Source organism: Nocardiopsis tropica, from assembly GCF_042660575.1.
Lineage (GTDB): Bacteria > Actinomycetota > Actinomycetes > Streptosporangiales > Streptosporangiaceae > Nocardiopsis > Nocardiopsis tropica.
Genome location: NZ_JBHSUF010000020.1, coordinates 92199 through 118764, shown reverse-complemented (window position 1 = coordinate 118764; position 26566 = coordinate 92199). Strand labels below are relative to the sequence as shown.

Below are 26566 nucleotides of genomic sequence, written 5' to 3'. Positions count from 1 at the left end.
ATGAGCATCGAAGGCACACAGGAGCACCTGCAGAAGATCGGCACCACTCTATTCGGCGCAGCGCCGGAGGGGTGGACCTCGATCGAAGCCCGCATGTCAGCGGTCGGACACGTGGGCCAATGTCTGGTCTACGTTTCCCCAGGAAGCCAAAACGAGACTCGGATCACCACGCCCGGAAAAATCTCGGGGCACTTCATGCGCCTTCGTAAACTGATGTACCACGAAGGAAAGGGTACATGGTACACAGCGACCTTCACCTTGAAGAACACGGGTTCCTTCAATGTCGATTACGACTACGATGACGAACCGAATTTCCTCCCTCCCGAGCCCGGTCCTCGCGAGTACCAACTCGACCACCAGCACTTCCCCCGCGACGAGGAGAATATCCCTGAGTGGTTGCGCCAGAAACTCTGGGAAGCGGAACGGGGCAGAGGAACCCCATGACACATGACGTGGTCGCCCTGCTCGAGAGGGCGCCCACCCTGCGCGGCATGACCAGGGCCCTGGTCCAGGCGGGACCGGAGCTGCAGGTCCGTGCCGTCGCCGGCGGCGCGGTCGTCCAGCTCCGCGACGGGTCGGGACGCATGGTCGCGGCCGTCCAAGCGGCACAGAGGCTCGCGCTGTCCTCCGAGGCCGACCGCCTGCTCGCCGAAGGGATCGCCGACGACCTGCCAGCCCAACCGTGGTGGGTGGAGGCACGCGGAGCCGAGACCGGCCCGGGAGGGGCGGACACGGCAGGGGCGGTCCGCGGCTTCGCCGATGCCCTCGTAGCAGAGTTCGGAGGCCTCGTCTGGGAGCCCGAGCGCCGACTCGACCGCGACGATCCCCTGCTGACCGGCGCCACCGACCACCCCGCGATCACTCGCGTCACGGACCGGGTGGCGCTGGCCGTCCAGGACCGCCCGGTGGTCCCGCTCTCCACATGGCTGGTGGACGCTGTCGCCGAGCACGCGAAGGAGGGCCGGGCGTTCCAGCTGGTGACCCCTTCGGGTTCGCGTATCACCCACGCGCTGCGTTCGGTTCTGGGCAACCCGATGGCACGCTGGGTGGTCCGGGCTCCGGACGGCCGGTACTACGACGGCTTCTCCGGGGTTCCCCTGACCTGGAACGAGGAAGCCGGTTTCGTCCGCGACACGACCGCGGCTCCCGAGGACGTGCCGCATGCGGCCTTCCGGGGAGCGGAGGAGGGCCAGGGGACCCAGATCCTCGTCGATCTGAAGGTCCTGAACCCCGCCGATGCCGAGCTCCGCCTGGGGAGGTCGGTGGAGTTCCTGTCCCAGATCCTGGCCGGCTCCGTACCGGCCCTGTGGGGGACCGGTGAGCCCGCCACCCTGGCCTGGGACCCCGCGGACCTGACCGCGTTGGCCCGCAAACGCGCCCCGGGGAGTTCGTGGTTCCTCTTCACCGGCCCACCGAACGCCCTTCGCACCGAACCGGTCCGGCCGTTCTCCGGGACCCTGCTCGTCACCCGCGTGCCGGAAGGGGTGAAGGAGAGCATCACGCTCGCTGTGGGACACCCGCCTGGCGATGAGCCCGACCTGTCGGTCCTGTCCGCTCTGGTCGAGGAGTTCACCTCACGAGGGGTCCTCCAGACGATCAGCGTGCAGCGTCGTACCGGACGGCCCGACCTGGGCTATGAGGCACGCCGGTCCGGCCCCTCCCTGCCGATCGGTCTGGGCATCGGTGTGGAGGGGGTGGCCTCGATCGGGTCGGAGCGGGCCCTGGCCGCCCCGGTGCCCGCGGCCCCGGTCGGGCCGCCCCTGACCCACGCGGTCTGGTACCGGATCGGTGACGGCACCGAAGCCGACTCCCAGGAGCGTTTCCGTGCGCTCATGGCGCACCTCCGTCCCGGAGGCTCCCCCGCCGTCCAACAGCGGACCGGCGGCTAATCGGCGTTTCCGGGGTTCATGCACACAGCGGCCTCTGGGGCCGGACCCGACCGCCGGTCCGCCACGACGCCTGTCCACCTGGCCGGCGCCGATCCGATCACCGTGCGCCACCACCTCTGAGGCCCCTCGTGCACCGCCGCGCCCGTGGGCGGGTCACATCACCTCGAAAAACCTGGCACGAGACAACGCACCCCCCGGTGCCGCCCCGACTTGTGCGAGTGCGCCGGCCCTGCACGGAGCGCGCCGCGTCGCACCCCGTCCTTGAGCGGTCTCCACGCCGGTTACCGTCTGAGCATGGTGATCCCGAACGACGAAGAGATCCGTGCGCTGCACGAACGGTACGCACCCACCCGGGAGGCGTTCGACCTCGTCCACACCCACTGCGAGATCGTCTGCGCCATCGCCGAGCAGCTCATCGACCGCTCGGACCTCGCGCTGGACCGCGACCTGGTGCGGGCCGGATGCCTGCTGCACGACATCGGGGTCTACCGCCTGTACGACTCCTCCGGCCGGCTCGACCACGCGCGCTACGTGAGCCACGGGGTGCTCGGCCACGAGATCCTCGCCCAGGAGGGGCTGCCCGAGTCGCTGTGCCGTTTCTGCTCGCACCACACCGGGGTGGGCCTGACCCGCGAGGACATCCGCGATCAGGGGCTGCCCGTCCCAGAGGCGGACTACCTGGCCGAGTCGGTCGAGGAGGAGCTGGTGATGTACGCGGACAAGTTCCACAGCAAGCGGAACCCGCCGGTGTTCTTCTCCGCCGACTCCTACGCCGCGTCCGTCGCCCGCTTCGGCGAGGACAAGGTGACCCGCTTCAAGGAACTGCGGACACGCTTCGGCACACCCGACCTGGCGCCGCTCGTCGCGGCCCACGGCCACGCCCTGTTCTGACCCTCCGGCGCTGCGGTGGGCCGACACGGCAGGCAGGTCGCGACTCGTGGCCCACGCACCGGCGCGGGACGCGCCCCGCGCACCGTCGTACCGGTGCGCGGGTCAGAACAGCGAACCGGTGACCTCGAAGGTGTCGGGGTCGACGACGTGCTCCCCGGGCTTGACGTGTGCCCCTCGCACAGGGGCACACGGCACTCCGGTGTCAGCTCTCCTCGAACCGCAGATCCGGGATCGCGGCAAGGCCGATGCCGTAGCGAGCGTAGACCTTGGTGGTGTTCTCCCCGGTCAGGTCCGCCTCGGTGTAGCCGAGAAGGGCCGCGACCCGTACCACCTCGGCACGGCTGTCCGCTTCAATTTCCAGGTAGGCGGGGATGCGCGGCCAGGTGTCGATCTCCAACTGGGCCCCGTCCAGGGTGAAGCTGCGGCGGCGGTTCTCCTGGTAGGCCCTGGGGGTGTAGCCGAGCTTGCCCATCAGGGCATTGGCGGTCTCGAAGTCACCGACCGCCGTCTCGGTCTCGCGGGTGCCACCGATGGCGTCGGAGTCGATCTCCTTGACCGTGAGCGTGACCTGGCTTCCAGTGTCGCGCAGGCGCACCCACCGCGATGCGTCCCCGGGCTCGATGTCGTAGACGTAGCGGCGCTGCAGTACCTCACCCAGGTCTTCCCCTCCTTTGTCGAGGATGTGCTGGGCCACGTGGTCTACGTCGATGTCGAGGACCTTGGCCTCGTACTCGATCACGCTCATGGCGGTCTCTCCTGCTCTTCCTCATCGATGGATACTCGAGATGCTCTGTCTCGTGCGGGTGGTGATGGAGGCTCTCAAACCCAGGAAGGTCGAGAGACATGCCTACGCCGAGGCAGTGCCACGACAAGCGAGGGAGTACAGGCCCCTGCCATCTGCGTCGTGTGCTGGCGCAATTGCATCGCGGTCACAGTGGTCCCACGTCATGGCGCCTCCCCGAACAGGCTCCGGGGACCGCCCGGGTCAGCTTTGGGGGCGCGCCGGCACCGGACGATTCGGAGTGGAGGCCCTGGTGTCGAACCTCGTACTCGCAAGCGTGCGCTCCGCCAGGGTGATCAGATCGAGCACATCCTGGGCCAGGTAGGCGGTCGCACCCCGTTCGATCGGCTTGGTCTGGAGGATCCCTGCCTGGCGCAGTTCGTCCAAGGCCGCGCTCGCCGCCGGGAACGAGACCCCGAGGATCCTCGCCAGAGTCGTCGCCGTGACCACCGGAGCCTCGGGCAGCCGCCCCAGCAGACGCGCCACGGCTGAATCCGCACGTGGAGCGGCACGCCGCCCGAGGGACTCCCGGTGGGCGGACAGCTGTTGGTTCCACCACGTACGAAGATCGTCTATCTGTCCGATGAGCGCCACCGACTGCTCGACGGCGATGGCACAGGCCTGGACGAAGGTCTCCAGCCACGCATTGATCGATGCGTTCGCCTCCGCGCTACCTGGCGGCGCGCCGTGTCGATAGGCACTGAGCCCGTCGACGTAGCGGTCCCGCAGGGTGGCGAGCACGAGACTGATCGGAAGGACCGCGTCCTCGGTCAGCCCGCGTCGTGCCAGCACCGTGTGGATGAGGGCGCGACCCACCCGCCCGTTGCCATCGGTGAACGGGTGGATCGTCTCGAACTGGGCGTGGACGACGGCGGCTTGGATCAACGAGGCGTGTGCCGCCCCGTTCATGTAGTCGAGGAGATCAGCCATCAACACGGGGACCCGTTCGGGATCCGGAGGGACGAAGTCGGCTTCGATGGGGTTCCAGTTCGAGCCGCCGATCCAGTTCTGCGCCGTGCGCAGCCCGTGGTGATGGGGCTGGTCGGGAAGCAGTGACCGGTGGAGTTCGACGATGTGGTCGACCGTCAACGTGTCCGCTTCGACGAGTTCGGTCGTGGAGCGGCGCACGACTGTCATGTTGTTGGCCACGAGTCGGGCCTGTTCACTGACCCCGCGAACGGCTTCTGACTGTCCGAGTTCGGCGAGTGCTACCTGTTGCGCCGACGGTGCGATGCCCTCGATCCGCGAACTGGCGATGGCCTCCGAGCGCAGGAGGAAGCGTGCGATGCCGGCCAGGTTCTCCGCGTTCGGACCGTTGAGAGCACGGATGCTGCGCTCGACCGTGTTGACACTTCGCGAGAGGGCCCCATCGATCGCCAGGGCGAAGCCGTCGATACCGTCGGGGACATAGCGCTGGTAGGGCCCGGAGAACCGTGCGAAGCGCGGCACCCCGGAGCCGACACCGGACTCCCAGTGCGCCGCTTCCCATGTGGCCATCAGCGTTTTCCTTTCATCGAACCACCATCTACCAAAGGTTAACAAGCGAAGCTTTGATAGATGGGTGATTCACTCAAGGATTCTCTTGGCCATATCGGCCCCGCGCCCGCAAGGACCACGAGTCCGCTGCCAGGTCCCCGGGACAACCCTCTGGGTTGGCCTCCTGGCACCCCTGTGAGGAGGCACAGAACGGGCCCAGGGATGGGCCCGGCCACGGCTGGGACCAGATCGAGGAGGCGGACGATCTCTAGGCGGAACCGGTCCTGTTCGCCGGGTTCGCCCTTCCACCTCCCAGGACCAGGTCCCGGTACGGAAGTGCCACCACCGAGTGGGACCACAGGCCCAGGAGCCGCTCGGTCTCCTCCAGCCGGAGAACGGTCTCTTCCCGGGCACCTTCGGAGACGATCTCGGTCTCCACGAACGACCCCAGGCCCGTGACCGTGTCCACCATTACCGACAGCTCCGGCCGCTCAGGGGTGCGGTAGCTGGTGCGTGCCTTCTCCACACGGGCCAGCAGGGCCATGCCCAGCGCCTCCAGTAGGCCGTGGGCGTGCTCGGCCTGGGCTGCGTCCGCCAGCGCCACGTTCGTCTCCTGTTTGGCCACGATGCCTCCGGCACCGTGGGTGGTGGCGCTGGATGCGGGTTTGTAGGTGACTTCGCACCCGCCCTCACGCTCACGGACCCGCAAGCACTCGACCGTCTCCAGGAAATCGACGTCGGGCCGGCTGTAGTAGGTGTCGACCTCCGCCACAGGCCCCGTGGCGACAAACCTCAGATCCTCCAAGCGCTGCTTCAGGACCTGGCGATTTTCCAGCGCCCGCTTGCGCTCGACCTCGATCAGAGCCACTGAAGACCACTCCTTTCCAGGGGCGAGGGCCGCATAGACGCGGGTGAGATTGTGTGTGCCGAACGACTCTCGTACACCGGTCAGCGCCTCGGTCAGCATCACAGAATCCGACATCGGGATGTTACGGAAGAGCACAAGCTGCTTGGCGTCCCACAAGGGGTTGGCGAGCCGTTTGGACAGGTACCGGTTGTAGTAGTGGCGCTGCCGGACCACGATGTCCGTAGCTCTCTCGCCCCTCACGGACGCTCCATTCGCTCCATACCTGGGAACATCGGGCATCGCCCTCTTCCACAGCGGCCAGGAAAGCGTCCAGGGCCACGTCGGTGCAGGTGTCGAGGATGTCCCCGTCAACGGTGTGGTGCTCGGCGTAGAGCTCACCGAGCCCGTCCGGCATGTCTCGATGAGGCTTGGGAAGCCACCCTGCGCCGGCAAGCCTGTGGGCGCGGCGTCTGCCCTGTGTCAGCGCACGGAATGCCGACCGTCCGCTGACGCTTCGCCCTCCGAGCCCATGCCGGCCTCCCGGACGCGGGCAGGGTTCCCACACGACCCCGGGTGGAGGTAGCACCGACGCCCAGCGCACACGCCCCGATCCGAGTTTGCCTCGCGAAAAGGGCCGCCCCCGCGACACAACCGGTTCACCGCATGACCGAACCCGGCCAACCGGACTCGGCCCCTACCGGACCCGCCGACCCGCTGCTATTCGTTCTCCATGACCTACGATCACCGGTTGGTCCAGACCGCGACTCTCGGCGGGCGCCGTTCCGATGAGCCCGTGTTCCTCCCCATGGAACGGCACCTGGCCCTGGGCTTCAGGGACCGGCACCAGGACGCCACCTTCTGGTGCGGCGAGCTGCTCGGCGGTTGCGGTGGCCAAGTGGGGGTCAAGATCTACCGGGAGAAGGTGGCGCACTTCGCGCACCACTCCAGCACCAACCAGTGCACTCGCCAGCACGGTGGGATCGAAAGCGCCGACCACCTCTTCGCCGGCAAACAGGTCAACCGCTGGCTCAACGCCCAGGGCCTGCCCAGGCGGAAAACGCTCTTCGAGGGCGACTTCGAGAACGGCGGCACCTGTCACCGGCTCACCCTGCCGGCCACCGGCAAAGGTCCGGCAATCCTCTTCGAGTTCACCGAGCGCATCGGCCCCGGTGTCCGACGCCTGCTCGACCAAGGGGCCGACAGGCCACAGGCCTGGTTCGTGCGGGACAACACCGAGCTGGTACACCGGCTCACCCGGTCCGAGGGGCACGCCCTCCGTTTCCGCATGCGGACCGAGGGCTTCGAGCGGAAGGTCGATGTCGGAACGACCTCCCTCGAAGGTCGGACCTGGTGGCGTCCGATCGAGGAGTGCTCCCTGGAGATGAAGCGGCCCACGGAACCGCCTGCGGTGACACTGCCCGGGAAAACGCAGCAGGCCCAGGCCGTGCCGGTCCCACGGTCCTCGGGGGCGCGCGCTCCCGGCGAGGTCCTGCCTCACCCGTTCATCGGCCGTCTGCGCACAGCTCTGGAGCAACGGAAGTGGCGGGACGTCCGCGAGTACAGCACCCGGCTCAGGCAGATCCTGAACACCAGCGACATCGGCATCACCCGGTACCGGCACGAGGCAGACGAGCTGCTGGAGGTGAGCGGGAAGGCTCTGAGAGGTCTGCTGCCCAAACCCGTCCTGGTCCCGAGGAAGAAGGAGCGACCCACCGCACTGCGCGCGCCCCAAGCGCATGAGGCCCCGGCCGGCCCCCCGGTGCAGGAAGACCGTGCCCCGTCACGTGTTCCCCTCGTCCCACGGCAGGGACGGCCGGTTCCTGCGACGGACAAGGCCTCAGACGAATCGCGGCGGAGCGGAAAACGAAAGCAGCGTGGGAACCCGACCCCCGCGGTACTCGCCCAGCGCTCCGGGGTCGCCTCCACTGTCGATGAGAACACCCTGCGACAGCTCCAGGAGCGGATCAACACCCGACGCCTGTGAGGCCTCGGTTCCGTGGACACTCCCTCAGGGCTCACCTATAGGGGCTGCGGCGACGAGTCAGGGAAGACCGTGCAGACAACGGCACCCGGCGATCGGTCCACGACCCGCCCCACCATCCGCTGGTACCTGCTTCGACGACTTCACACCGTCGGGAGCGGGCGGTGGACAGTTCCGCGCTGCGCGGCCGGCGCGGACCGGTTACAGCGGTACCTCGGACACGGTCAGGTCCAGGTCTCGGACCATGACCTCGCTGAGCTGACGCAACTGCATCGTGCTCACCTCGGCCCCGCGCAACGACGCCAGCCCCGACAAACCCGACAGGTCGCAGCCCCGCAGGTCCGCGCCTACCAGAGAGGTCCCCTGCAGATCCACGCCGAAGGCACAGTCGTCGAAGACCGCATTCCGCAGATCGCACCCCTCGAACACGGTCTCCCTGAACGAACAGCCCACGAACGCCACATCGCTCACGGCCCGGACACGGGCCCAGGTGGCGTAGTCGAACTGACAGCCCTCGAAGACCACATTCCGCAGGGACACCCGCACCAGCGATACCCCCATCAGCCTCGACGTCCGAAACCGGCACCGATCGACGGTCACGTCCACCAGGCGGTGTGAGGACAGGTCCACCAACCGGAAGTCGGTGTTAGCGACCCTCTCCTCCTCCAGCGGGTTCGGATATGTCCACGAGGCCGCCGGGGCCTCGTCGTCGCTGGGCAGGAGCACCTTCGCGCCCCGAACCCTGGCGGTCTCCATACTGACTCCTTAACCGTTCTTCCAGTCGTCCCAGGTGGAGCGGTTGTCGGTCGAGCCTTCGGGGGTCGTGGGTCGGGTGAGTTCCAGAAATTTGCCGACCTTGGCGGACACTTCCACTTCTCTTCGGGGCCTCTACCCGCTCAGCGAGCGGATCGCGTTGACCATGCGCCGGAAGGATCGGCTTCGCTCCACCGCCAGGTTCAGGTCCATCACAGCGGTGAACTTCGCCTGGTGGAGGGTCTCCTTGTAGGACTCGTTCATGATGCCGCGCAGCTGAGTCTTGGCGTCGCGCTTGCCTTCAGGGTCCTCAGGAGCCTTCGCGTCATCGTGGACCGAGGGGTGCGAACGTAGGGATTCTGCGGCGGCCAGAAACCATGCCTCGTACTCATGGCGGGCGATCACGATTTCTACGGGTACGGTGACCAGATCCGGCTCCGGAGCCAAGGACGCAGCTAATGCGACCGGGCAGGTGATATCGGAGTCGTCGCCGTCACGAAGCACGAGGACACCTCCGCGGTCTCGAACCCGCGCCGACTGGAACCTGACCGCCTTGGCCAGCTCCTCGGGTTTACGCATCTTCGCCGAATCGAGCCGGAACGGCTGAGTCACCTCAACGTAGGTGCCCATCAGTTCAAGACTGATCCGGTCGATGAGGGTACGGACCGCAGGCATCTCCCCATGACCCTCGACGATGGGGGCGACCGTCACCTGCGACATTCAGTCCCCCTTCGACGGCAGGGAGAGCTGTTCCGGCTCGGGGAGCAGCTGGTCGGTGCGGAGCAGTTCGCCCGGGGTGTAGAGGTGTTCGCGCATCGCCATGGCGCCAGCCGTGTCGATCGGGCCGATTCTCGTTTCGCCTCCCACGGAACGGACTGCGCAGAGCTCTTCGATCCCGAAGTCGTCCCGGTCCAGCAGATCCGGGCTGTGGCTGGTGATGATGACCTGCCGTCGTTCGCTGGCGTCGCGCAGGGCGTCCAGAAGAACACCGGCAGCCGCTGGGTGCAGAGCGCTCTCAGGTTCCTCGATCCCGATGGTGCTCAGTGTGTGCCCGGTATCGGCGAAGAGCGCGACGAGGACTCCCAGAGCACGCAAGGTGCCGTCGGAGACGGACTGGGCCGGAAAACGCCACGGGTTGTCAGAGCCTTGGACGTCCTGGGCGAACTCCAGGGTCTCCCAGTTGCCGAGGTCCTTGCGCGACACCCCGCGCATCCCGGGAACGATGTGCCGCAAGTAGTCCTCGATGCGGCCTTGCGCGGTGTTCTCCAGCCGGTGCAGGACGCTCGCGACGTTGGACCCGTCCCTGCGAAGGAATTCCCCCGAGTCCGGTGTCTGGGGATCCCGCATGGCGTCGGGGTTGAGGCTGAACACGTTGATGCCGACGAGGCCTTCGAAGACCTGCTCGAAGATGCCGATGCCCGCAGCAGAAACCAGGTACAGCCGCTTCTCACTCGAGGGAGGCATGACAGGCTCCGACTGCTCCGTCAGCTTTCCTCCTCGGATCTTGAAGTATCCGTGTCGGGACTCGCCCTCACCGGTGGTGTGGACGCGGCACTCCTCGCGAGTGATCCTGAAACCGCCGCCCTGGACAGCGCCGACCTCGAAGCCGTACGAGCCCGAGAAGTCAGGCCCCCGGAACTCCAGGTCGATACCGAAGTGGTTCGGATGACCGGTGGAACGGCGACGCACCTCCGCCACCCCGCCCCGGCTGCGCAAGGCCTGGTCGAGCGACGTCTGGAGAGCTTCGGAGAGCAGTCTCAGCGCGTCGAGGAAGTTGCTCTTGCCCGAGCCGTTGGGGCCCACCAGAAAGAGCAGATCCCCGAGCCTGACGTCGGTCTTCGCAATGCTCCTGTAGTGCTTCAATCGCACCCGGGTGAGCGAGAATCGGTTGTCCTGCATGGGTTCAGTCTTTCAGGATCTTGAACTCTGGACGCCACCACGACCCGCGAGGCCGGGCAGCGGAAGCCACCCGGCCTGAGGCCTGTCGAGGGTCAGAGGATGAGGGTGGACAGGTGGTGGGCGAGGGCGCCGACCGCGGCGGCGAGGGTGTAGGCGGTCAGGCGCCAGGCGGCGCGGGCCCGTTGACGCGGCTTGCGGTGGCTGTGCGGTCGGCGGGGCAGGGGCGGTCGTGTCCGGCGCGAGCCGGGCACCGGTGACGGAGGTCCGTCGTCGGAGGCGGGTCGTGGACGCGGCACCGAAAGCACGGTCGGACGTGACGGCGAGGGCGCGGTGACCGAGGGCCTCTGGGCCAGACGCGCGTCCTGGATCTCCATCCAGGCCGGCAGGACGCCGTGTTCGAGGCGGTAGGCGACGCGGGGATTGTCGCGCATCTGGGCGAGGAGCCGCTGTTCGCGGGCACTGCGACCGGTCAGGGTCGCAGAGCGTGGATGGGCCGCTCCGGGGTGGGCGGAGCGCTGTCCCCGAGGTGTGTCCAGGGCCCGCCGGACGCGTGTGGAGGGTTCGGCGCTCATCAGCACCCCGCCGCAAGGCCGGAGGAGCAGGTGACGTGGGTGAACTCGGCCCAGACGACCGTGCCCAGCGCGCCGCAGAACGGGAAGTCGACGACGGCGCGTGTTCCCCACGCCGCGGCGAGGTTGGAGACGAGCAGCAGGCCCCGGCCGCACTCGGCGTCCTCCCACTCCTGGGCGGTGCGCTGCACCGGGATGCGGGGAAGCCCGGCGCTGTCATCGGGAAGGCCGTCGTCGATGACGGACAGGCGCAGGGTGGTCCCGCGGTCGGTGGCGGCGGGGACGGACAGGGTGCGGACGACCCGGCCGTCGGAGCGGCCGGAGCGCGTGTGGTTGACGGCGTTGGCGAACATCTCGCTGCCGCACAGGAGGAGGTCGTCCAGCAGGTCGGGAGCGCTTCCGGCGAGTTCGGCCAGGTCGTGGCGGAGGTCGTCGCGGAAGCGTGCGGTGGTGGCGAGGGACCCGGGGTACAGGCGGGCGTTCCAGGACCGTCCCGGGTAGGCGGACGTGGCGGTCTGCGGCACAATGGCCATGTCAGTGTTTCCTTTGTGAGAAGGGGTGGACGCTGGCCGTGCTCTGGGGGTGCTTCGACCCACCCGCCAGAGCTCATTCATGCCCGGCCAGGGGCACGTGGGGGATGGAACAGGGGTCCGGGAGCCATGGCGCTCCGGACGTCGGGGCGCGGACCTGTCAGTGACCGAGCACGTGCGCCGGAACGTGTCCCGTGGTCAGCGCCCGCAGTTCGGCTTCCGGGAAGGGCTTGCCGGGGGACGGCTGGGACGGCGCGGCCGTGCCGGGGCTCGGAGCCGATGCGGGCGGTGAGAACCGTTCGACGGCCTTCTCCAGGAGCCGGATCGACTCGTGGGCGGGCAGGGCCACGCCCTGGAGGGTCGCGAAGAGGTCGGAGTAGCCCTTGACCTGAACTGCGTCCGTGACGAGGTGGCCGGGACCGCGCGGGTGCGGGGTGTAGGCGAGCGCGTGCCGGGGCGAGAAGGACAGCGTCCAGAACGCGCCGCGCAGGCCGGGGTGGTGGGTGACGTCCTCGCGGATGACGTGGAGGGCGACGCGTTCGCGTGTGGTGAGCTCATGCAGGTGTTCGAGCTGGCGCCGTGTGACTCCGGCGTCGGCGACGACGCGGGTGAGAGCGGTCTCGTCCACCACGAGCCCGAAGTAGGGCGGTCCGGAACCGGTGATGTGGTGGCTGCCGATGCGGGGACGGTCCTTGAGTCGGCGGTGGTCCTCCAGGGGGCGTTCGATCCGGTCGAGGGCCCCGGAGTAGTCGCCGGTGAGGAAGGGTTCGGGAATCATCAGGGGCGCGTAGGCGCGCAGCTGGAAGACCTGCTCCAGGAGGTCGGCGACGGTCGCGCCCTCCTTGAGCCGCGTGGTGATGTGGGTCTGCGCCCACGCGTCCCAGAGGACCCCCTCGGCGTTGAGCGCCCGATCCAGGCCCATCGCCGTGCGCAGATCGGGGATCTGGTCCCCCTCCTCGATCCGGCTGATCTTTCGGTGGTCGGTGACGAGGTCCGAGCCGATCTGCTGGAGGGAGATCCCGGCGCTCTCCCGCGCGGCCCGCACCCGTGCCCCGAACCGGGTCCAGGGCTCCGGAGGCGCACCATCGGCGCCTCCGCCGCTCCCGTGCTTACGTATCCGCTGTTCAACGGTCATGACAGTCCTCTCACCGGGAGAATGCGCCCTCCGCAACACTGAGAGCGCTGAGCTGACTACAGTTAAACCCAGAAGGCATCAACTTACAAGGTTGCATCTTGAAGGCGTGTAGATTATCCTCCAAGTTCCTTTTTCCATCCATAAGCGCAGTTCAAAGGCATGGCAGAGTAAAGTCACGACGTCTATGAACGAAGGATGAGATGGCTGATCCGATCCCCACCGTGCGCCAGTATCGGCTGGCGCAGGACCTGAGGGAGCTTCGCGCCGGGGCGAAGATGACCCAGGAGCAGGTTGCCGCCAGCATGGACTGGCACGTGTCCAAGCTCTTCCGTTTGGAGAACGCGCGCAGCCCTCGAGTGAACTGGCTGGACATTCAAGGGTTGCTCGACCTCTACGGAGTGGCAAGCCCGCAACGTGAGGCCCTCATCCAACTGGCGAAGGACTCCAAGAAACGCGGCTGGTGGACCACTTACCAAGACGTCTTCACGGGCTCGTTCGTTGCCTTGGAAGACGAAGCCCACCTCATCCGGTACTACTCTTCAGAGCTCGTTCCTGGCCTGTTCCAAACCGAGTCATACGCGCGTGCCGTCATCCAGGCCCTACGTCCGAGCTACGACTCCGAAAGTGTGGAACGCCGCGTCGCCGCCCGCATGGCACGTCAGAGGGTCCTCGAGCGAGAGAAGCCCCTCCACCTGGACTTCGTTCTCAATGAAGCTGCCATCAGGCGGAATGTGGGTGGACGCGAGGTCATGATTGAACAGCTCCAGACATTGCACCAGGTCGCTGGAACCTCAACAGCAACTCTGCGCCTCCTTCCCTTCCACACAGGCACGCACGCTGGCATGGAAGGGGCATTCACCGTCTTCTCGTTCCCGAAGGAGCTGTATCCAGACGTCGTCTACATCGAAGGCATGATGGGCGACCTGTATCTGGAGAGCTCCGAGAGCGTCAGCCGCTACAGAGACGCATTCGAAAGCCTGCGTCAGTCGGCTCTTCCGCCATCTGACACGATGGAGTACATCGACGCGTTGGCAAGGGAGTTCCGGTGATTCAGTGGTTCAAGTCCAGCTACAGCGGAGGGGACAACAACTGCGTTGAGGTAGGGCGCGCCCCAATGCCACTCGCACCGACCTCCCTGTGGCACACAGCGAGCTACACCAACGATCGGGGCGCCTGCGTGGAGGTTTCGGAAGGGCCGGTCACCGGAGTTCGGGACACCAAACACCGCGAACTGGGCGCGCTCTTCTTCGCAGCCCCCGAGTGGCAGGCCTTCCTCGGCACCGCGCGGAGAGACCTCCCCTGACACTCCCCCAGAGCATTCCGCCCTCCGCCCCGCCTGCTGTGAGCCAGCAGGCGGGGCCGAACACGTGAGCGGGCGAGTCGGCTAGAAGGGCCACACACCCGAGGCTGCCACTGTTGCCGCCGTTCCGGTGGCCATGAACAACAGCGCCGCGCCGGCGCACCCGCCGCCCTTCTGCTGCTTCACCGCCTGTCGCGGAACAGCCTGCCGTGACGCGGCCTGCCTCTGGGGAACAGCCTGCCTGGCCACCCGGTCACGTGCGGCGTGGGGAGCGACGAACTCCCGGTGGTACTCCCGCTCCGTGAGCTCACGGGGACGCCAGCACGCCTGCCAGGGCTGCTGGCCCTCGGCGGCGCGCTCCTCGCGCTCCGCGTTCATCCGGGCCGCCACCTGAGCACTCTCGCCGTCCTCGAACAGGCTTCGGTCCGCCCGGTAGGAAGCCGCCTTGAGCACCTCCCATGCCTGGGCCGGCGTCACGACCTGGTGTCCGGCCTGGAGGGCCTGCTGGACCTTCGGGTCGGCCTCTTCCTCCGCGACCACCAGGCGGACGGTCTTGGAGACGTTGACCCCGATGGTCGCCCCCTGCACCACGGCATGCTCCACGACGGCGCTGATCGCGGCCGACTCCCCCACCGGGACGATCCGCCACCCCTTGAGCGGGCCGTTCCTGCGCTCCTTCTCCTTCCGTGCGATGTGGAGCAGGTCCTGGATGGCGTGCCCCTCGCCCAGGGCCTTGGCCGCCTTCTCCAGTTCACGGAGCTCGGCGGTGGTCACCACCCCGTCAGCCTCGGCACGGCTGCGGGCCTCCAGCAGGACCTGTTCGTGGACCTGGCGGATCGTGGCCTGGGTGAACCCGGCCCCCGTGGCGAGCTCGGCGAGCTGGTGCGCCTCCTCCCCCACGATCTTCCCGTCGGCGAGAGCGTGGCCGAGCATCGACCGGTAGGCGGCGGCCCCTTGCGGGTTGGGACGCGGAGAGGGGTTCATGTCGGGCAGGCTTGCCACCAGGTTGGCCAGCCACCCCTCCTCCCCCTTGCGCAACCCGACGATGTGCGGCGCGATGACGCCGGTGCGCGCAACCGCGGGCAGGGCGGTGTGGTCGGGACCGGTCCAGCTCAGGGGTACCGGACTCTGGTCGATGACGGTGCGGAGCATGTGCGCGCGCTGGCGCGCGTTGGCCAGGGCGTTGGAGTTCCAGGCGGGCCAGTCCCCGGTCATGAGCCGGTAGAGGTGCCTCCCCTTGTAGGGGAACGTGTCCAGCTGGGTGCGCATGAGGCGGAGGGTGCACAGGCCGGGGACATCGGTAGCACGGATGCCGAGCCGCCTCAGTTCGCTGTCGAGGAAGCGGTCCTCGTGGTCGAGGTTGTGGGCGACCACCACCGCGTCGGACAGGTAGGCGAGCAGGTCTCCGGCAACGCGGTCGAAGGCGGGCGCCCTGCCGACCTGGGTGTCGGTGATCTCGGAGTGCTCGTCGTAGGGCACCGGGCGCTGGGGGTTGACGAGTGTGGAGTACTCGTCCACGACGGTGCCGTCGCCGCGCATCCGTACGACGGCGACCTCGTGGATGCGGTCCCCTCGGGCTGGTTCGTAACCCGTGGTGCTGATGTCGAGGACGGCGAAGAGCATCCGCCTCGGGTCGTGGCCCTGGCCTCGGGTCAGGTGGCCCTGCGTGAACATGTGTGCCTCCGGTGGGGGAAGGGAGAGGGGAGGCCGCGGCTCCCCTGGGGAGGCGCGGTCGGCAAGGACGGACCGGTCAGGCGCCGACCGGCTCGATGTTCATCTCCTCCAACTGCTTCCACAGCGGTTGGAGCGCGCTCTCGGTGTGGAGACTCCGGGGGCAACTGGTCCCCGGTGCGCAGAACGGGACGGGTCTCCCTGAACGGATCGGTGCCGCCGCGTTGGTCCGGTCCTCCAGCGGCCCGGACGGGGTCTGTGACGGGTGTTAGCCCGGAGGCCTCTTCATACGGGGTGGTGTTTGACACCAGAGGGGTGGTTCCCACGACTGCAAGGCCTTTCGCACTCTTCCGGGGCATGCACGGATTGGCGATCCGGAAGGTACCCATGGAGGAGAACAGGCGGGGCACAGAACGGAGGAAAAGTTTCCATCCGGCCTGCCTAGGGCGGTGGAGCCTGCCTCTAGGGACGACCGGTACCGCAGTCGACATAGTCATCGATGCTGGCCATGTATTCTTCGTTCGTGGCGAAGGCGTCCCGATAGCGGTCAAGATAAGCCGTCACGAACCTGTCACCTCGGGCAGGCGTTCCACACCAGGTGACATCGTTGTGGTTCAGGATATCTCCCAGCCCCGACTCCACAGCCGCCATGGACGTCTCCACGGCCACTGGACCAGACGTCACATCCCATTCGGAAATGTCGGTCTCGACACGATAAATTTCTCCATCGACAGAGATGACTCCTGCATTCAGGAGCTTATCTTCGACATCTTCGTCGGCAGCCCTGGAAAATATCTCATCGGGGTTTCCTTCGATTATCATCCTGTCGAATGTTGCCACATTGGCCACCAGAGCCACCCGCTCCATGTTCACATACGACTCTTCTTCCGAGGGCTCTTCTGTCGGCACACTGCCACCGACTCCACCCACCGAAGAGCATCCTTGGACGGAAAGGAAAAAGAAGGAGAGGAAAAAAAACAGATTTCTCATATTTTTTTTATTCAACCGACCCATCCTCCTGTCTCTATCCTCAACTTCCCCTCACAGCGTGCGCCTTGATGAGTTCATAACGAGCATCATATACCCCGGAGAAGGTAACAGCCATCTCCTCGGCACTGGCCGTCTCTCGCTCAGTCGGGGATATTTGCGTTCCGTTCAAAGCACCCGCCAGTGCATTGTCCAACGCATCCATGTCATTTCCTGGAGCGCTGCTGATCGACCACTCTGAAGGGTCCATCTCAACAACGACAGAACCGTCCGAGCCCACCTCGATGACACCGAATCCCTCAAGTTCATCGATAAAACTTTGGGGCGCACGCCGGTCGATATGCACATTCTCCGAGTTCGCGATATGCTCCAGAAAAATTAGGTGGTGCTCCCGCTCCCTGGTTTCAAGGTTATCGCTCATCGGATACCTCGGACTGGTAGATATATCCTCGTCTATGAGCTTTCCGGTCAGCCATTCCGAGCCAAGCCCTAAGGCGTTGCTGATACCCTCTCCGACAACAGGAATCTTGGCTGAATACTCTCCAGCCTTCTCCAGTGCAAAAGTGTAGAGCTGCTCTTTTCTGTCCTCGGTTCCCTGGAGATCAAGCCTTCTGTTCTCAGCTTCTGCTTCAAGGGCGACCTCGATGAGGGAGTAGAGGGTGGACGCACCCCTCGATGTGGAGTACTGGTCCCCTGTCTCCAGGTACGCCTCCATCTCTAGACTCTGATAGGCAGAGGCAGAATTGATCGCACTGATCGCACTGTCGTCGTTGCCCATCAGGTACTGCAGATACGCAGCCCTCTCCTGAGGCCCGATGGTGAAACCATTGTAGCTCGACTCGTATTCACCGACCCCTGTGAGCGGCACGGTATCGTCATTGGCTTCTACAATCTCGCCTCCAGCGAAGCTGTAAATGTAAGCATCGAAGACATCACCGAGATCCTCGGCGAGGTGCGTATTGAAGGCGGTGAAGCTCGCATCATTGTAATCGTCCCCGCCTTCGGTGACGTCGACACCGGTGTTGGTGAGCGCTTCCTGCATCTCCTCGGTGGTGATCATCCCGATGAAACCGGCTGCCGCACGACCGGCCCGGTCCTGCACGTCCTGGTCCTCGCTGAGCGCGTCCTGGGCGATCCACTCGATCATGTCGCCCACAATCTCTCCTCCGTCTTCCCACGGGTGGGTGAAGAGGCCCTCGACAGCGGTGTTGATCATGTCCTCGGAGGAACCCCACTGTTCGGTGTGCGGGCTGAACCGCTGGAACTGGCCGTCCTCGTCCTCGTGGGTTCGCATGAGGTTGGGGTGTACGTAGGGTTCGCGTTCGCCGTCCTCGTTCTCGACCCCCGCGAAGAGGTCGTGCATCGCATCCTCGTTGCGGTTGGCCACGTCCAGGAGCGCAAGGACGTCTTCCTCGGGGATGAACTGGTCCATGCCTTCGGAGTACTCGTCCGAGTACATGCCCATGGAAAGGCTCAGGGTCATGGAGAGCCCGTATCCGGGTTCCATCGACTCGTGGGCGTTCCCCAGCATCGCGGCAAGGGATCGGGCATCCTCTGCCCAGGTGTGGGACGAGGGCGGCGTGCTGCCGGAAGGAGCCAGGTGCGGCCCTTCGGCAGCCTCCCGGACGCTGGCCGGCAGGTCGTCGTAACCTCCGCCCACGCGGTGGTCCGAGAGCGCGAGGAGGCCGTCGCCGAGTACACCGAGCGCATGGTCGCGTTCCTCGTCCGTCAGATGGTCGCCCTCCATCGAAGGAGGTATGTCGATGACACCTCCGGGTTGGCTGCGCTCCAGCTCGTCGTAGAACGCGTCGAGGAAGTCCATCTCCTCAGAGCGGTAGCCGGTGCCGCCCTGTTGGGCCTGCATGGCGTTGGTGGTGATCATGCTCATCATGAGCATGAGCTCGTGGTAGTTCTCGTCCAGGGGTTTGTCGCCGGACCAGTAGGGCGAGAGCTCGTCGGCCAACTCCTGGGCGTTCTCCTCGGTCAGCTCCTGGCCGTCCACGAGCATCGTGTACCGGTTGGGGTCGAGGCTGTAGAAGGCCCAGGGATTTATACCGGCGTCGATGAGGGCCTGCACGTTGGCCTTGGTCGGCCCCTCCCGCAGGTCCTCGGCGACCTCCTCTGCGTGGTCCTCGAAGTTCCGGTAGTTAGTGCGCTCGCGCTCCTGGAGTGCGGCCAGCTTCGTCGCGACCTCGTCGTAGATGTCGCGGCACTTGCTGGCGTCACTGATACCGAACACACCCCCGCGCTCGGGATGGGTGGCGGTGATGGTCTGACCCTGGAAGTCAGCCGGGATCTCACCCTCCTTGGAGGTGCGGAAGTCGAACCACTCGGAGTTCTGGGCCTCGCGCTCCTCCTTGAACTCCTCCACGTGTTGCGCCCACTGTTCGAGCTGGGATGCGGCGTAGGCGATCGCCACCCCGGCGTCCTTCCAGTACTGGTAGTCCTCCTCGGACAGCCCTTTGATGTTCCAGCCGAGGATGTCGGTGAACTGTGTGGCTGTGGAGTTGAACTGTCCGGTCAGGTCGTCGGCCCGTCCCATCAACCGATCCTGGAGGAGGTTCAGCTCCTCTACACGTGCCCTGATCGCTTCGGGGTTGGCGCTGGTGGTGCGGGCCTGAAAAGTGAGGTCGAAAGTGGCCATGGCTCGCTTCGTCAGACGGGGAGGCAGGAAAAAGGGGTCAGAAGTTGACGTCGAGATCCCAGGGCGTCTTGTACTCCTCTGCGGCCTCCAGGTCGTTGAGGGCTGTCCGGGACGCCCCTGCCTGGATGTTGTTGGCCAGCTGCAGTCCGTGTTCCTGCATCTCGACGAGAGCGGGAGCGTACTCCTCCTTGTAGGCGCGAAGGGCCGAGGAGACCTCGTCGCGCTGGGCAACCGTCTCCGCGTCCTCCATGACCAGGTCGAACATGTCGGCCAAGCCTGCCATGGCCTCAGCAAGGACTTCGGCGAGCTCCCCGCCCTCGAGAGCCTCGATCGGATTGGCGCCGACCTCGTCTGTCATCGGGGAACTCCTCCGGTCAGGGGCACAGAACAGGGATATTCCGTAAGCTAGCAGCCATAACCATGAGTAAGCACATCCACATCGAATGACATATTTTCCAAAAGAGCTGGTCAGAAGATCCCTATGGCGAGAATGGCCGGTTTCGGCCACCGCAGGAACCAAGCCCCTCGTCATTACTGCGCTCTCGGCAGGGTTGAGCAGAGGGTCTTCGTAGTGAACACGCGCTGACAACCTCGTTCCAGTTCGACCACAAGATGCGATGCGTCCTTCGCATAAGGCTCAGACCTGGCCCGTGTACTCGGCGAGGTTCGCGTACACCTCCTCCAGCAGAGGGGTCGGGAATGGCCGACGAGGTCGCCGATGTGGTCCTTGGCCACCGGTTGCGCGGCCACCACGCGGACCCAGCACTTCCTCTGCACGTGGTCGGCACCGTGGCTGAGTCCCACGCATTACCGGGTATTACGGGAGGACCGGCTCGAGCACGGCACCGCCGAGACGATCGGCCAGGCGTCGTTCTCGGCGTTGCCGCTGATCACCACGACGGGGCGCTGCGGATGCGGCTCCCGGTCGTAGTCAGGGGCAGGACGAGAAGGCGGTCGGAAATCCAGTAGATGCCACCGCGCCGGATAAGGAAGAGCGGCGCGTCGCCGGAACGCGTGACGAGCTCGTCCGTGCGCGTCAGGAGGCAGAGGCCCGGGAGAGCGAACTCCTGCAGGTCCAACAGGAGCTCGAGCAGACGGTGGCCGAACTGGCCGGCCAGTGCGACCTCCACCGGGAGCGGGCGCGGAACGAGGAGCGGCGTGCCGCCGAAGCCCTGTCGGAGCTCGCCCGGCTCCGGGAGGAGGGTGGGCTGGGCACCCACGCGACGCCGACCGGACCCTTGCGCGTCCTCCCGTGGCAAACCGCTTTCCTGGGCCTGCTCGTCGGCCTCGTCCTGATGGCGGTGCTGCTCACCTGACCGCACTGCACGGCGCGGTGTCCGACTCCGTGCAGGCCCGCTGCAGGTGTTTCGACGGCAGCGCGTGAAGGCCGACCGGTCACGGCCGCGGCCCCGGGTTCCCGACCTCCGGGGCCTGGCCTGCACCTCCCGGCCGGGGCTGACCCGAGGACACGCACACGCACGCCCCTGCCCGGCCAACGGCCCGCTGACGGAGTCGCCCTGTCAGCGGTTGTCGGCCTGTCCCTCGGGTGTTCGTTCCACAGTCGAACGGGCTCACAACGCTGACAGTGCAGCTCAGAGGCCCAGAGGGTGTTCGTGTCAGAACCCCGACTTCTATGCGGTGCCCCCGCATCTTCTCCCACGGCCGGGGCGGGGAGGCCGACGTCCGGGGTTCGGGGCGGGCGGAGCGGTGGAACCGCTCTCCCTCCGAACGCGGTGTCCGATTGCCGCCAGCACACGCGCGGCCCCTGCTGGCAGGGTGTTGGGATGACGACGACACCGACAGACGGCGTGGCAGTGCTGGAGGGCATGTACGCGGCCGAGGCCCGCTACCTGGCGGCGGGCGGCCCGGGCAGGGCCGACTTCGCCGAGCTGGCGCCCTACTTCTCCGAGGACGTGGTGCTGCACCAGGCCGAGGGGCTGCCGTACGGCGGCACCTGGCGCGGACACCGGGGGATGGAGCGGTTCTTCACCGCAATGAGCCGGACCTGGGAGTCCTTCGCCATGGTGGAGCAGCGGTTCCTCTCCCCGGGGGAGCCGCTCGTGGTGCTGACGCAGGTGCGCGCACGCGCGCGGAAGACCGGGCGGCGGATCGGCTTCCCGATCCTTCAGACGGTCGTGGTGGAGGGCGGGCTCATCACGGAGGTGCGCCCCTTCTACTGGGACACCGCCGCCGTCGCCGACGCCTGCGCGATCCCGGGGTCGGACGCCTGAGGGCGCTTTGTCGGCGCACCGTGGCACCCCCTGGGGGCCGGCGCCCGGGTCCGCCACGGCCCCGGGCGCCGGCGTCTGGGTGGGGGTCAGTCGAAGTGGCAGCGGGGGTGCGGGACCCGACCCAGGGGGCGCTTCGGGGGCCGGGGACAGCGGGTGAGCGCGCGGACGCGGTCGTGTCCGCCGCGGGCCCGGCGGCGGGCGGCCGTCTCCCGTTGATCGGCGGGGGCGGGGGCCGGGGCGGCGGTCTGCGTGGGAGGCGCGCAGGGAGTGAGGAGCATGTGCGGATTTCCCAGGGCTGCCGTGAGGGCGAGCGCGAGGAACCCGGAGCAGGGGATGAAGAGCGGACGTCGTTGCTCAGGCATACGTCAAGCCTGACAACAATCACGCTGGGTCGTGCGCCGATCACAGGAAGAGCCGTGTCCGGTTCAGGCCATGTGGAGGACACATGAACCCCGTCCGACACGGGTAGCGCTTCGACACCGAAGGCGACAGAACAGTCCCTTTGGGCGTTTTCGACCCCCATGACACCCGGAGCGCCCTTCTTCCCGGCTGCGCGGACGCGCACCGACACACGTGCGCAACCTAGGTTGACAGCCAAGGTCGCGCAACCTAGGTTGACAGCATGGACGCGGTAGAACTGGCAGCCGTCGCATCGGACACGTCGACCCCCGTACAGGGGCTGCGTGCCGTCGCCTCGTTGCGCGCGGTGGTCGATTCCCTGGAACTGCGGCAGGTCGAGGAGGCTCTGCGCTCGGGCGAGTCGTGGTCCTCCATCGCCGCCGCACTCGGGGTGACCCGTCAGGCCGTCCACAAGAAGTACGGGAAACGGCTGCGTCATATCGAAGCGACCGAAAGAGGACAAGGATGACGAACCCGTCGCCGAAGCAGGGTCTGCTCAGCAGGAGTTACGACCGGGCCGCGATCCAGGAGGCCGCGAGCCGTGAGGCGGCGCGCGCGGGCCGGTACGAGGTGGGCTTCGAGCACCTGCTCCTGGGGATACTCGTCAACGGCGGCCCGGGCGCCCGTCTGCTCATGAACGCCGGGGTGAACCTGTCCGAGGGACGCTCGGCGATCGACGGGATCCTCCGCGAGGATCTCGCCCTGCTCGGGATCGACGTGCCCGTGCCGCCCCCCTCCGGTGGTGGTCAGCCGGGGCTCCTTCCGCTCAACCCCCGCCTGGAGGAGATCGAGCTCGACTGCCCGTGGAGCGGGGGCGACGCACCCCTGCTCGCGGCGCTGATCGACGACGAGGGCGGCCGGGTGCGCAGGCTGCTGGACCAGCTGGACGTGGACACCGACAAGCTCCGGCGCGACCTCGATGAGCCGCTGGAGGCCCTGGAGATCCCCGAGCCGTCCCCGGCGAACAGCTCCCCCGCCGACGGTCAGCCGCCCGAAGGGCGGGAGTACACGACCTACGACCTCGAGGTGCCCGTGTCGGCGGAACGGGTCTGGGATCTGGTCAGCGACCCGGGGCGCCGGAGCGAGTGGGAGCCGTCCGCCATGTCGTCGCGGCAGCTCGGCGGCGGTGTCGTGGAGCTGACCGCCATGTCGGGGCAGACAAGCCGGGAGTCCGTCACGCACAGCGTCCCCGACCGCGAGGTCACCTGGACGCGGGACCCGGACTCCGGGACCCCCCGCAGGGTCCGGATCGTCGTCGAACCGGTCGGCGACCACGCCCGACTGCACCTGCTCATGGACTGGCCCAACGCCGTGCGGGGCCGGATCGCCAACCGCATGCTCCGGTGGATCAGCCGGAACATGCTGCGGGGCAGTGCCCAGGCCATCGCCCAGGCCGCCGCGTCGTAGCGGGCCCGCCGGGCGGAGGCCCCGGACGGCGCCCGGACCGGGCCGTCCCTCCGTGCCGCTGCGGGTCAGTCCCGGGGCGACGCCTCCGTGGAAGCGGCCTCCTCCGTGCCGGTCGCGTCGCGGGGCGCGCGCCGGGCCCAGTAGGTCGCGACGAGCGCGCCCGACAGGTTGTGCCACACGGAGAAGAGCGCGGCGGGCAGCGCCGCGAGCGGGGCGAAGTGCGCGGTCGCGAGGGCGGCGGCGAGGCCGGAGTTCTGCATGCCCACCTCGACGCTGACCGCGCGCCGGGCGCTCTCGGGCATCCCGCCGACCATGCCGACCAGGTATCCCAGACCCAGGCCGAGGGAGTTGTGCAGCACCACGGCCAGGGCGACGAGGAGTCCGGTGGACAGCACCGCGTCGGCGTTGGCGCCGACCACGGCGGCGACGACGAGGACGATGCCCACGACCGACACCAGCGGCAGGACCGGCAGGATCCTCTCCACGAACCGCTTCGCCGCCATGCGCAGCAGCAGACCGGCGACGACCGGGAAGAGGACCACCTGGAGGATCGACAGGAAGAGGTCGGAGGCCGAGACGGGCAGGGACGACCCCGCCAGGCCCAGCACGAGGAGCGGGGTCACGAACGGGGCGAGCATGGTGGAGATGGAGGTCATCGCCACCGAGAGGGCCACGTCGCCGCGGGCGAGGTAGACGATGACGTTGGAGGCGGTGCCTCCGGGCGCGGAGCCCACCAGGACCATGCCGACGACCAGCAGGGGCGGCAGGCCGAGCGCGTGGGCGATGCCCCAGCCCAGAAGCGGCATGACCGTGTACTGGGCGAGGACGCCGAGGACGACGGCCTTGGGGTGCTTGGCGACGATCGCGAAGTCGACAGGGCGCATCGTCAGTCCCATGCCGAACATGATGACGCCGAGGAGCAGGGAGACGTGCGGGGCGACGAGCGCGGCCTGGTCGGGGACCGCGAGGCCCACGACCGCTCCGGCCAGGACCAGCAGGGCGAACCACCGGCCGACGAAGTCGGCGATGTTCTTGATGACCGTCATCGGACTACTTCCGTGTGTGCCCCGGGGGCGGTGGGTACTGTCCCCGGACGGTTGCCGCCGTTGCCGGTCGGCACCGCGCGGCCATGGTAGTCCGCCGGTGACGCCTGTGTTTCGTCCGGGGTGCCCGCGGACCAGGGACGGGACCCCGTGTCGTCCCGTTCCGCACCGCCCGGCGCCGTGGGAACCGCCACAGGGACGCGGCCCGGATCCCCGTGAGGAACGGCGTTCCCGGGGAAGGGGTCCGGCAGAGGACCCCTGCCCCCAGGAGGAACGTGGACGTCGGAACGAGGGAACGACGGTTCGTGTGGAGACACCGGCACGGCGCCGTGCTCGCCGCGGTGGTGGCGCTCATGGTCGGCGCGTGGGTGGCCCAGAGCGCCCCGCGGCCCCTGCTGTGGGTCGCGGCGGCGGTGGCGGTGGCCGCCCTGTCCTGGTGGGCCGTGGGCCGTGTGCGCAGGACCCGGGAGGGGCGGGCGCTCGCGCGGACCGACCTGTCGGAGCTGGACCTGATGTCCGGCACGGAGTTCGAGGAGTACGTCGCGGGCCTGATGCGGGTGCACGGCTACACGGCGGTCATCGTGGTCGGCGGGGCCGACGACGGCGGGGCGGACATCACCGCGCGCTCCCCCGGCGGGAGCGAGGTGGTGGTCCAGTGCAAGCGGTGGCGCCACCCCGTGCCCCCGAACGACGTCCGCGCCTTCATCGGGATCCTGAACAGCAGCTTCGAGGGCTACCAGGGGATCTTCGTGGCCTCCAACGGGTTCACCGAGGCCGCGGCCCGCGAGGGCGCGGAGCACATGGTCCTGGTGGACCGGGACGGACTGGCGCGGTGGATGGGCGGCGTCGAGGTGCCGGAGCCCCGGCGGGCCTGAGCGGCTCGGTCCCCGCGGGCCTGAGCCTCGCGCTCCCCGCCGTCCGCCGGGCACTGCGGGCCCGGCGGACGGCACGGCTCAGGACGGGGAGAGCGCGCGCAGGGGTCCGTCCAGCTCGCGCCGGTAGAAGTCGACGAACCCGTCGGGGTCGGGCCCCGCGTTCTGCATGACCAGGCGGTCGAAGCCCGCGTCCACGTACTTGCGGGCGGCCTCGACGTAGCGCTCGGGATCGGGCCCGCAGGCGAAGTGCGCCAGGACGTCCTCCTCCCGGACCGTGGTGGTGGCGGCCGCGAAGTTGACCGGGTTGGGCAGCTCGCTCATGACCTTCCACCCGGTCAGGGCCCAGCGGGAGGTCTCCAGGGCCGCCTGCGCGGCGGTGTGCTCGTCCTGCGCCCAGGCCATGGGCACCTCGGCGTAGCCCGGACCGTCGCCGCCGGCGTCGCGGTAGTCCCGCACGATCTCGCCCTTGGCCTCGGTGGCGAACAGCCCGTCGCCGAACTCGGCCGCGAGCCTGGCCGACACCCCTCCGCTGGCCGCCACGGCGATCAGCGGCAGGGTGTCGGGCAGGTCGAAGACGCGGGCGTCCTCCAGGCGCAGGTAGTCGCCCTCGTAGGACTGGTAGCCGCCGCTCCAGAGCAGGCGGATGATCTCCAGGGCCTCGCGCAGCATGTCGTGGCGCACGTGGACCGAGTCGGGGAACTCCTGGCCGACGACGTGCTCGTTGAGCCGCTCCCCGGAGCCGACGCCGAGGACGAAGCGCCCCTGGGAGACCAGGGCCAGGGTCGCGGCGGCCTGGGCGATGATCGCCGGGTGGTAGCGCACCGTCGGGCAGGTCACCCCGGTCACCAGCCCGATCCGCTCGGTCCTGGCCGCGATGGCGCCGAGCACGGTCCAGGTGAACGGTGAGTGGCCCTGGTTGTCCAGCCAGGGGTGGTAGTGGTCGCTGATCTCCACGAAGTCGAACCCGGCGCGCTCGGCCAGCACCGCCTGCCGGATGAGCTCCTCGGGCCCGAAGGCCTCGGTCGCCAGCTTGTACCCGATCTGCATGCGTCCCCCTGCTCGGTGGTGGTCCCGGGCGCCCGGCCGCACTCCCCCGGCCCGGCCCCGTTCACGTACGGGTGGCGGACGGACGCCCCGGCCCCCGTCCCCTCTCCCCGAGCACCCATACAACTACCGCGCGGGGCGTCGGCGGCGCTCCGACACACAGTGGGTCCCGCTCCCGGACTCCGGGCCCGCGCGACCGTTTTCGGGCAGGTCA

General features: G+C 67.8%; 27 protein-coding genes. 11 read left to right on the top strand and 16 right to left on the bottom strand.

What is annotated here, in order from left to right:
- The 3 genes from ACFQBR_RS26925 (at nucleotide 1) to ACFQBR_RS26915 (ending at nucleotide 2780) form a co-directional block, all read left to right on the top strand.
- Entirely contained in the window at nucleotides 1–444 is a 444-nt protein-coding gene (locus tag ACFQBR_RS26925) for an immunity protein YezG family protein (protein ID WP_344181585.1), read from the top strand.
- On the top strand, nucleotides 441–1889 hold the full coding sequence (locus tag ACFQBR_RS26920; protein WP_344181587.1) for a DUF6177 family protein: 1449 nt from the start codon (nucleotides 441–443) through the stop codon (nucleotides 1887–1889). The genes ACFQBR_RS26925 and ACFQBR_RS26920 overlap by 4 nt, the downstream gene beginning before the upstream one ends.
- 294 nt (nucleotides 1890–2183) lie before the next feature.
- The gene (locus tag ACFQBR_RS26915; RefSeq protein ID WP_344181589.1) at nucleotides 2184–2780 is read left to right on the top strand and encodes an HD domain-containing protein; all 597 of its coding nucleotides are present in this window, start codon (nucleotides 2184–2186) and stop codon (nucleotides 2778–2780) included.
- 202 nt (nucleotides 2781–2982) lie between these two features.
- Here the strand turns inward: ACFQBR_RS26915 and ACFQBR_RS26910 are convergent, their stop codons facing one another.
- The 3 genes from ACFQBR_RS26910 to cyaB all read right to left on the bottom strand — a co-directional run bounded on the left by ACFQBR_RS26910 (nucleotide 2983) and on the right by cyaB (nucleotide 6145).
- Nucleotides 2983–3525 carry a class IV adenylate cyclase gene (locus ACFQBR_RS26910; protein WP_344181591.1) on the bottom strand — a complete coding sequence of 181 codons (543 nt, stop codon included), beginning with the start codon at nucleotides 3523–3525 and terminating at the stop codon, nucleotides 2983–2985.
- A 240-nt stretch (nucleotides 3526–3765) separates the two neighbouring features.
- Nucleotides 3766–5058, bottom strand: a complete 1293-nt coding sequence (locus ACFQBR_RS26905) for a Fic family protein (RefSeq protein WP_344181593.1) — start codon at nucleotides 5056–5058, stop codon at nucleotides 3766–3768.
- Nucleotides 5059–5305: 247 nt separating this feature from the next.
- Nucleotides 5306–6145, bottom strand: a complete 840-nt coding sequence (cyaB, locus tag ACFQBR_RS26900; RefSeq protein ID WP_344181595.1) for a class IV adenylate cyclase — start codon at nucleotides 6143–6145, stop codon at nucleotides 5306–5308.
- Between the two features lie 469 nt (nucleotides 6146–6614).
- On the opposite strand from cyaB, the gene ACFQBR_RS26895 reads away from it, so the two are divergent.
- Nucleotides 6615–7868, top strand: a complete 1254-nt coding sequence (locus tag ACFQBR_RS26895; protein WP_344181597.1) for a competence protein CoiA family protein — start codon at nucleotides 6615–6617, stop codon at nucleotides 7866–7868.
- A 198-nt stretch (nucleotides 7869–8066) separates the two neighbouring features.
- Here ACFQBR_RS26895 and ACFQBR_RS26890 read toward each other — a convergent pair whose 3' ends face one another.
- The 6 genes from ACFQBR_RS26890 to ACFQBR_RS26865 form a co-directional block, all read right to left on the bottom strand.
- The gene (locus tag ACFQBR_RS26890; protein WP_344181599.1) at nucleotides 8067–8621 is read right to left on the bottom strand and encodes a pentapeptide repeat-containing protein; all 555 of its coding nucleotides are present in this window, start codon (nucleotides 8619–8621) and stop codon (nucleotides 8067–8069) included.
- 132 nt (nucleotides 8622–8753) lie between these two features.
- Nucleotides 8754–9338, bottom strand: coding sequence for a DUF4276 family protein (locus ACFQBR_RS26885; protein WP_344181601.1), 585 nt, complete (start codon nucleotides 9336–9338; stop codon nucleotides 8754–8756).
- Nucleotides 9339–10517: an AAA family ATPase gene (locus ACFQBR_RS26880; protein ID WP_344181603.1), complete on the bottom strand. Its 1179-nt coding sequence runs from the start codon at nucleotides 10515–10517 to the stop codon at nucleotides 9339–9341.
- A gap of 92 nt (nucleotides 10518–10609) precedes the next feature.
- Nucleotides 10610–11089, bottom strand: a complete 480-nt coding sequence (locus ACFQBR_RS26875; protein ID WP_344181605.1) for a hypothetical protein — start codon at nucleotides 11087–11089, stop codon at nucleotides 10610–10612.
- Entirely contained in the window at nucleotides 11089–11619 is a 531-nt protein-coding gene (locus ACFQBR_RS26870; protein ID WP_344181607.1) for an ATP-binding protein, read from the bottom strand. The genes ACFQBR_RS26875 and ACFQBR_RS26870 overlap by 1 nt, the downstream gene beginning before the upstream one ends.
- Nucleotides 11620–11776: 157 nt before the next feature.
- Nucleotides 11777–12751, bottom strand: coding sequence for a helix-turn-helix domain-containing protein (locus ACFQBR_RS26865; RefSeq protein ID WP_344181609.1), 975 nt, complete (start codon nucleotides 12749–12751; stop codon nucleotides 11777–11779).
- Nucleotides 12752–12951: 200 nt separating this feature from the next.
- On the opposite strand from ACFQBR_RS26865, the gene ACFQBR_RS26860 reads away from it, so the two are divergent.
- Both ACFQBR_RS26860 and ACFQBR_RS26855 read left to right on the top strand, forming a co-directional pair.
- Nucleotides 12952–13800: a helix-turn-helix domain-containing protein gene (locus tag ACFQBR_RS26860; protein ID WP_344181611.1), complete on the top strand. Its 849-nt coding sequence runs from the start codon at nucleotides 12952–12954 to the stop codon at nucleotides 13798–13800.
- The gene (locus tag ACFQBR_RS26855; RefSeq protein WP_330156200.1) at nucleotides 13797–14054 is read left to right on the top strand and encodes a DUF397 domain-containing protein; all 258 of its coding nucleotides are present in this window, start codon (nucleotides 13797–13799) and stop codon (nucleotides 14052–14054) included. Before ACFQBR_RS26860 ends, ACFQBR_RS26855 begins: the two co-directional genes overlap by 4 nt.
- An 81-nt stretch (nucleotides 14055–14135) precedes the next feature.
- Here the strand turns inward: ACFQBR_RS26855 and ACFQBR_RS26850 are convergent, their stop codons facing one another.
- The 4 genes from ACFQBR_RS26850 to ACFQBR_RS26835 form a co-directional block, all read right to left on the bottom strand.
- On the bottom strand, nucleotides 14136–15725 hold the full coding sequence (locus tag ACFQBR_RS26850) for a 3'-5' exonuclease (protein WP_344181613.1): 1590 nt from the start codon (nucleotides 15723–15725) through the stop codon (nucleotides 14136–14138).
- 459 nt (nucleotides 15726–16184) lie between these two features.
- Complete coding sequence (locus ACFQBR_RS26845; protein WP_378554720.1) at nucleotides 16185–16712, bottom strand: hypothetical protein; 528 nt, start codon at nucleotides 16710–16712, stop codon at nucleotides 16185–16187.
- Between the two features lie 40 nt (nucleotides 16713–16752).
- A complete protein-coding gene (locus ACFQBR_RS26840; protein ID WP_344181617.1) occupies nucleotides 16753–19353 on the bottom strand; it encodes a TPR repeat domain-containing protein in 2601 nt (866 codons plus the stop codon).
- A gap of 37 nt (nucleotides 19354–19390) precedes the next feature.
- The gene (locus ACFQBR_RS26835) at nucleotides 19391–19636 is read right to left on the bottom strand and encodes a hypothetical protein (RefSeq protein WP_378554717.1); all 246 of its coding nucleotides are present in this window, start codon (nucleotides 19634–19636) and stop codon (nucleotides 19391–19393) included.
- Between the two features lie 814 nt (nucleotides 19637–20450).
- Between ACFQBR_RS26835 and ACFQBR_RS26830 the strand changes: the two genes are divergently transcribed.
- The gene (locus ACFQBR_RS26830; protein ID WP_344181621.1) at nucleotides 20451–20669 is read left to right on the top strand and encodes a hypothetical protein; all 219 of its coding nucleotides are present in this window, start codon (nucleotides 20451–20453) and stop codon (nucleotides 20667–20669) included.
- A gap of 468 nt (nucleotides 20670–21137) precedes the next feature.
- The gene (locus tag ACFQBR_RS26825; RefSeq protein WP_344181622.1) at nucleotides 21138–21584 is read left to right on the top strand and encodes a nuclear transport factor 2 family protein; all 447 of its coding nucleotides are present in this window, start codon (nucleotides 21138–21140) and stop codon (nucleotides 21582–21584) included.
- 86 nt (nucleotides 21585–21670) lie between these two features.
- On the opposite strand, the gene ACFQBR_RS26820 is transcribed toward ACFQBR_RS26825, so the two are convergent.
- On the bottom strand, nucleotides 21671–21946 hold the full coding sequence (locus tag ACFQBR_RS26820) for a hypothetical protein (RefSeq protein ID WP_344181624.1): 276 nt from the start codon (nucleotides 21944–21946) through the stop codon (nucleotides 21671–21673).
- A 260-nt stretch (nucleotides 21947–22206) separates the two neighbouring features.
- Here ACFQBR_RS26820 and ACFQBR_RS26815 point away from each other — a divergent pair, with 260 nt between their 5' ends.
- Nucleotides 22207–22452 carry a hypothetical protein gene (locus tag ACFQBR_RS26815; RefSeq protein ID WP_267949257.1) on the top strand — a complete coding sequence of 82 codons (246 nt, stop codon included), beginning with the start codon at nucleotides 22207–22209 and terminating at the stop codon, nucleotides 22450–22452.
- Nucleotides 22449–23390, top strand: coding sequence for an SRPBCC family protein (locus ACFQBR_RS26810; protein WP_344181626.1), 942 nt, complete (start codon nucleotides 22449–22451; stop codon nucleotides 23388–23390). The genes ACFQBR_RS26815 and ACFQBR_RS26810 overlap by 4 nt, the downstream gene beginning before the upstream one ends.
- 65 nt (nucleotides 23391–23455) lie before the next feature.
- Here ACFQBR_RS26810 and ACFQBR_RS26805 read toward each other — a convergent pair whose 3' ends face one another.
- Nucleotides 23456–24436: a bile acid:sodium symporter family protein gene (locus tag ACFQBR_RS26805; protein WP_344181628.1), complete on the bottom strand. Its 981-nt coding sequence runs from the start codon at nucleotides 24434–24436 to the stop codon at nucleotides 23456–23458.
- A gap of 350 nt (nucleotides 24437–24786) precedes the next feature.
- Between ACFQBR_RS26805 and ACFQBR_RS26800 the strand changes: the two genes are divergently transcribed.
- Complete coding sequence (locus ACFQBR_RS26800; protein WP_378554737.1) at nucleotides 24787–25308, top strand: restriction endonuclease; 522 nt, start codon at nucleotides 24787–24789, stop codon at nucleotides 25306–25308.
- Nucleotides 25309–25386: 78 nt separating this feature from the next.
- Here the strand turns inward: ACFQBR_RS26800 and ACFQBR_RS26795 are convergent, their stop codons facing one another.
- The gene (locus tag ACFQBR_RS26795; protein ID WP_267949254.1) at nucleotides 25387–26355 is read right to left on the bottom strand and encodes a TIGR03557 family F420-dependent LLM class oxidoreductase; all 969 of its coding nucleotides are present in this window, start codon (nucleotides 26353–26355) and stop codon (nucleotides 25387–25389) included.
- Nucleotides 26356–26566: the final 211 nt, after the last annotated feature.

Bases quoted from the DNA above. Each gene is read 5' to 3' on its own strand.
- ACFQBR_RS26925 (WP_344181585.1), top strand. From the start codon at position 1: ATGAGCATCGAAGGCACACAGGAGCACCTGCAGAAGATCGGCACCACT.
- ACFQBR_RS26920 (WP_344181587.1), top strand. From the start codon at position 441: ATGACACATGACGTGGTCGCCCTGCTCGAGAGGGCGCCCACCCTGCGC.
- ACFQBR_RS26915 (WP_344181589.1), top strand. From the start codon at position 2,184: ATGGTGATCCCGAACGACGAAGAGATCCGTGCGCTGCACGAACGGTAC.
- ACFQBR_RS26910 (WP_344181591.1), bottom strand. From the start codon at position 3,525: ATGAGCGTGATCGAGTACGAGGCCAAGGTCCTCGACATCGACGTAGAC.
- ACFQBR_RS26905 (WP_344181593.1), bottom strand. From the start codon at position 5,058: ATGGCCACATGGGAAGCGGCGCACTGGGAGTCCGGTGTCGGCTCCGGG.
- ACFQBR_RS26895 (WP_344181597.1), top strand. From the start codon at position 6,615: ATGACCTACGATCACCGGTTGGTCCAGACCGCGACTCTCGGCGGGCGC.
- ACFQBR_RS26890 (WP_344181599.1), bottom strand. From the start codon at position 8,621: ATGGAGACCGCCAGGGTTCGGGGCGCGAAGGTGCTCCTGCCCAGCGAC.
- ACFQBR_RS26885 (WP_344181601.1), bottom strand. From the start codon at position 9,338: ATGTCGCAGGTGACGGTCGCCCCCATCGTCGAGGGTCATGGGGAGATG.
- ACFQBR_RS26880 (WP_344181603.1), bottom strand. From the start codon at position 10,517: ATGCAGGACAACCGATTCTCGCTCACCCGGGTGCGATTGAAGCACTAC.
- ACFQBR_RS26875 (WP_344181605.1), bottom strand. From the start codon at position 11,089: ATGAGCGCCGAACCCTCCACACGCGTCCGGCGGGCCCTGGACACACCT.
- ACFQBR_RS26870 (WP_344181607.1), bottom strand. From the start codon at position 11,619: ATGGCCATTGTGCCGCAGACCGCCACGTCCGCCTACCCGGGACGGTCC.
- ACFQBR_RS26865 (WP_344181609.1), bottom strand. From the start codon at position 12,751: ATGACCGTTGAACAGCGGATACGTAAGCACGGGAGCGGCGGAGGCGCC.
- ACFQBR_RS26860 (WP_344181611.1), top strand. From the start codon at position 12,952: ATGGCTGATCCGATCCCCACCGTGCGCCAGTATCGGCTGGCGCAGGAC.
- ACFQBR_RS26850 (WP_344181613.1), bottom strand. From the start codon at position 15,725: ATGTTCACGCAGGGCCACCTGACCCGAGGCCAGGGCCACGACCCGAGG.
- ACFQBR_RS26845 (WP_378554720.1), bottom strand. From the start codon at position 16,712: ATGAGAAATCTGTTTTTTTTCCTCTCCTTCTTTTTCCTTTCCGTCCAA.
- ACFQBR_RS26840 (WP_344181617.1), bottom strand. From the start codon at position 19,353: ATGGCCACTTTCGACCTCACTTTTCAGGCCCGCACCACCAGCGCCAAC.
- ACFQBR_RS26835 (WP_378554717.1), bottom strand. From the start codon at position 19,636: ATGGCAGGCTTGGCCGACATGTTCGACCTGGTCATGGAGGACGCGGAG.
- ACFQBR_RS26825 (WP_344181622.1), top strand. From the start codon at position 21,138: ATGACGACGACACCGACAGACGGCGTGGCAGTGCTGGAGGGCATGTAC.
- ACFQBR_RS26820 (WP_344181624.1), bottom strand. From the start codon at position 21,946: ATGCCTGAGCAACGACGTCCGCTCTTCATCCCCTGCTCCGGGTTCCTC.
- ACFQBR_RS26815 (WP_267949257.1), top strand. From the start codon at position 22,207: ATGGACGCGGTAGAACTGGCAGCCGTCGCATCGGACACGTCGACCCCC.
- ACFQBR_RS26810 (WP_344181626.1), top strand. From the start codon at position 22,449: ATGACGAACCCGTCGCCGAAGCAGGGTCTGCTCAGCAGGAGTTACGAC.
- ACFQBR_RS26805 (WP_344181628.1), bottom strand. From the start codon at position 24,436: ATGACGGTCATCAAGAACATCGCCGACTTCGTCGGCCGGTGGTTCGCC.
- ACFQBR_RS26800 (WP_378554737.1), top strand. From the start codon at position 24,787: ATGGTCGGCGCGTGGGTGGCCCAGAGCGCCCCGCGGCCCCTGCTGTGG.
- ACFQBR_RS26795 (WP_267949254.1), bottom strand. From the start codon at position 26,355: ATGCAGATCGGGTACAAGCTGGCGACCGAGGCCTTCGGGCCCGAGGAG.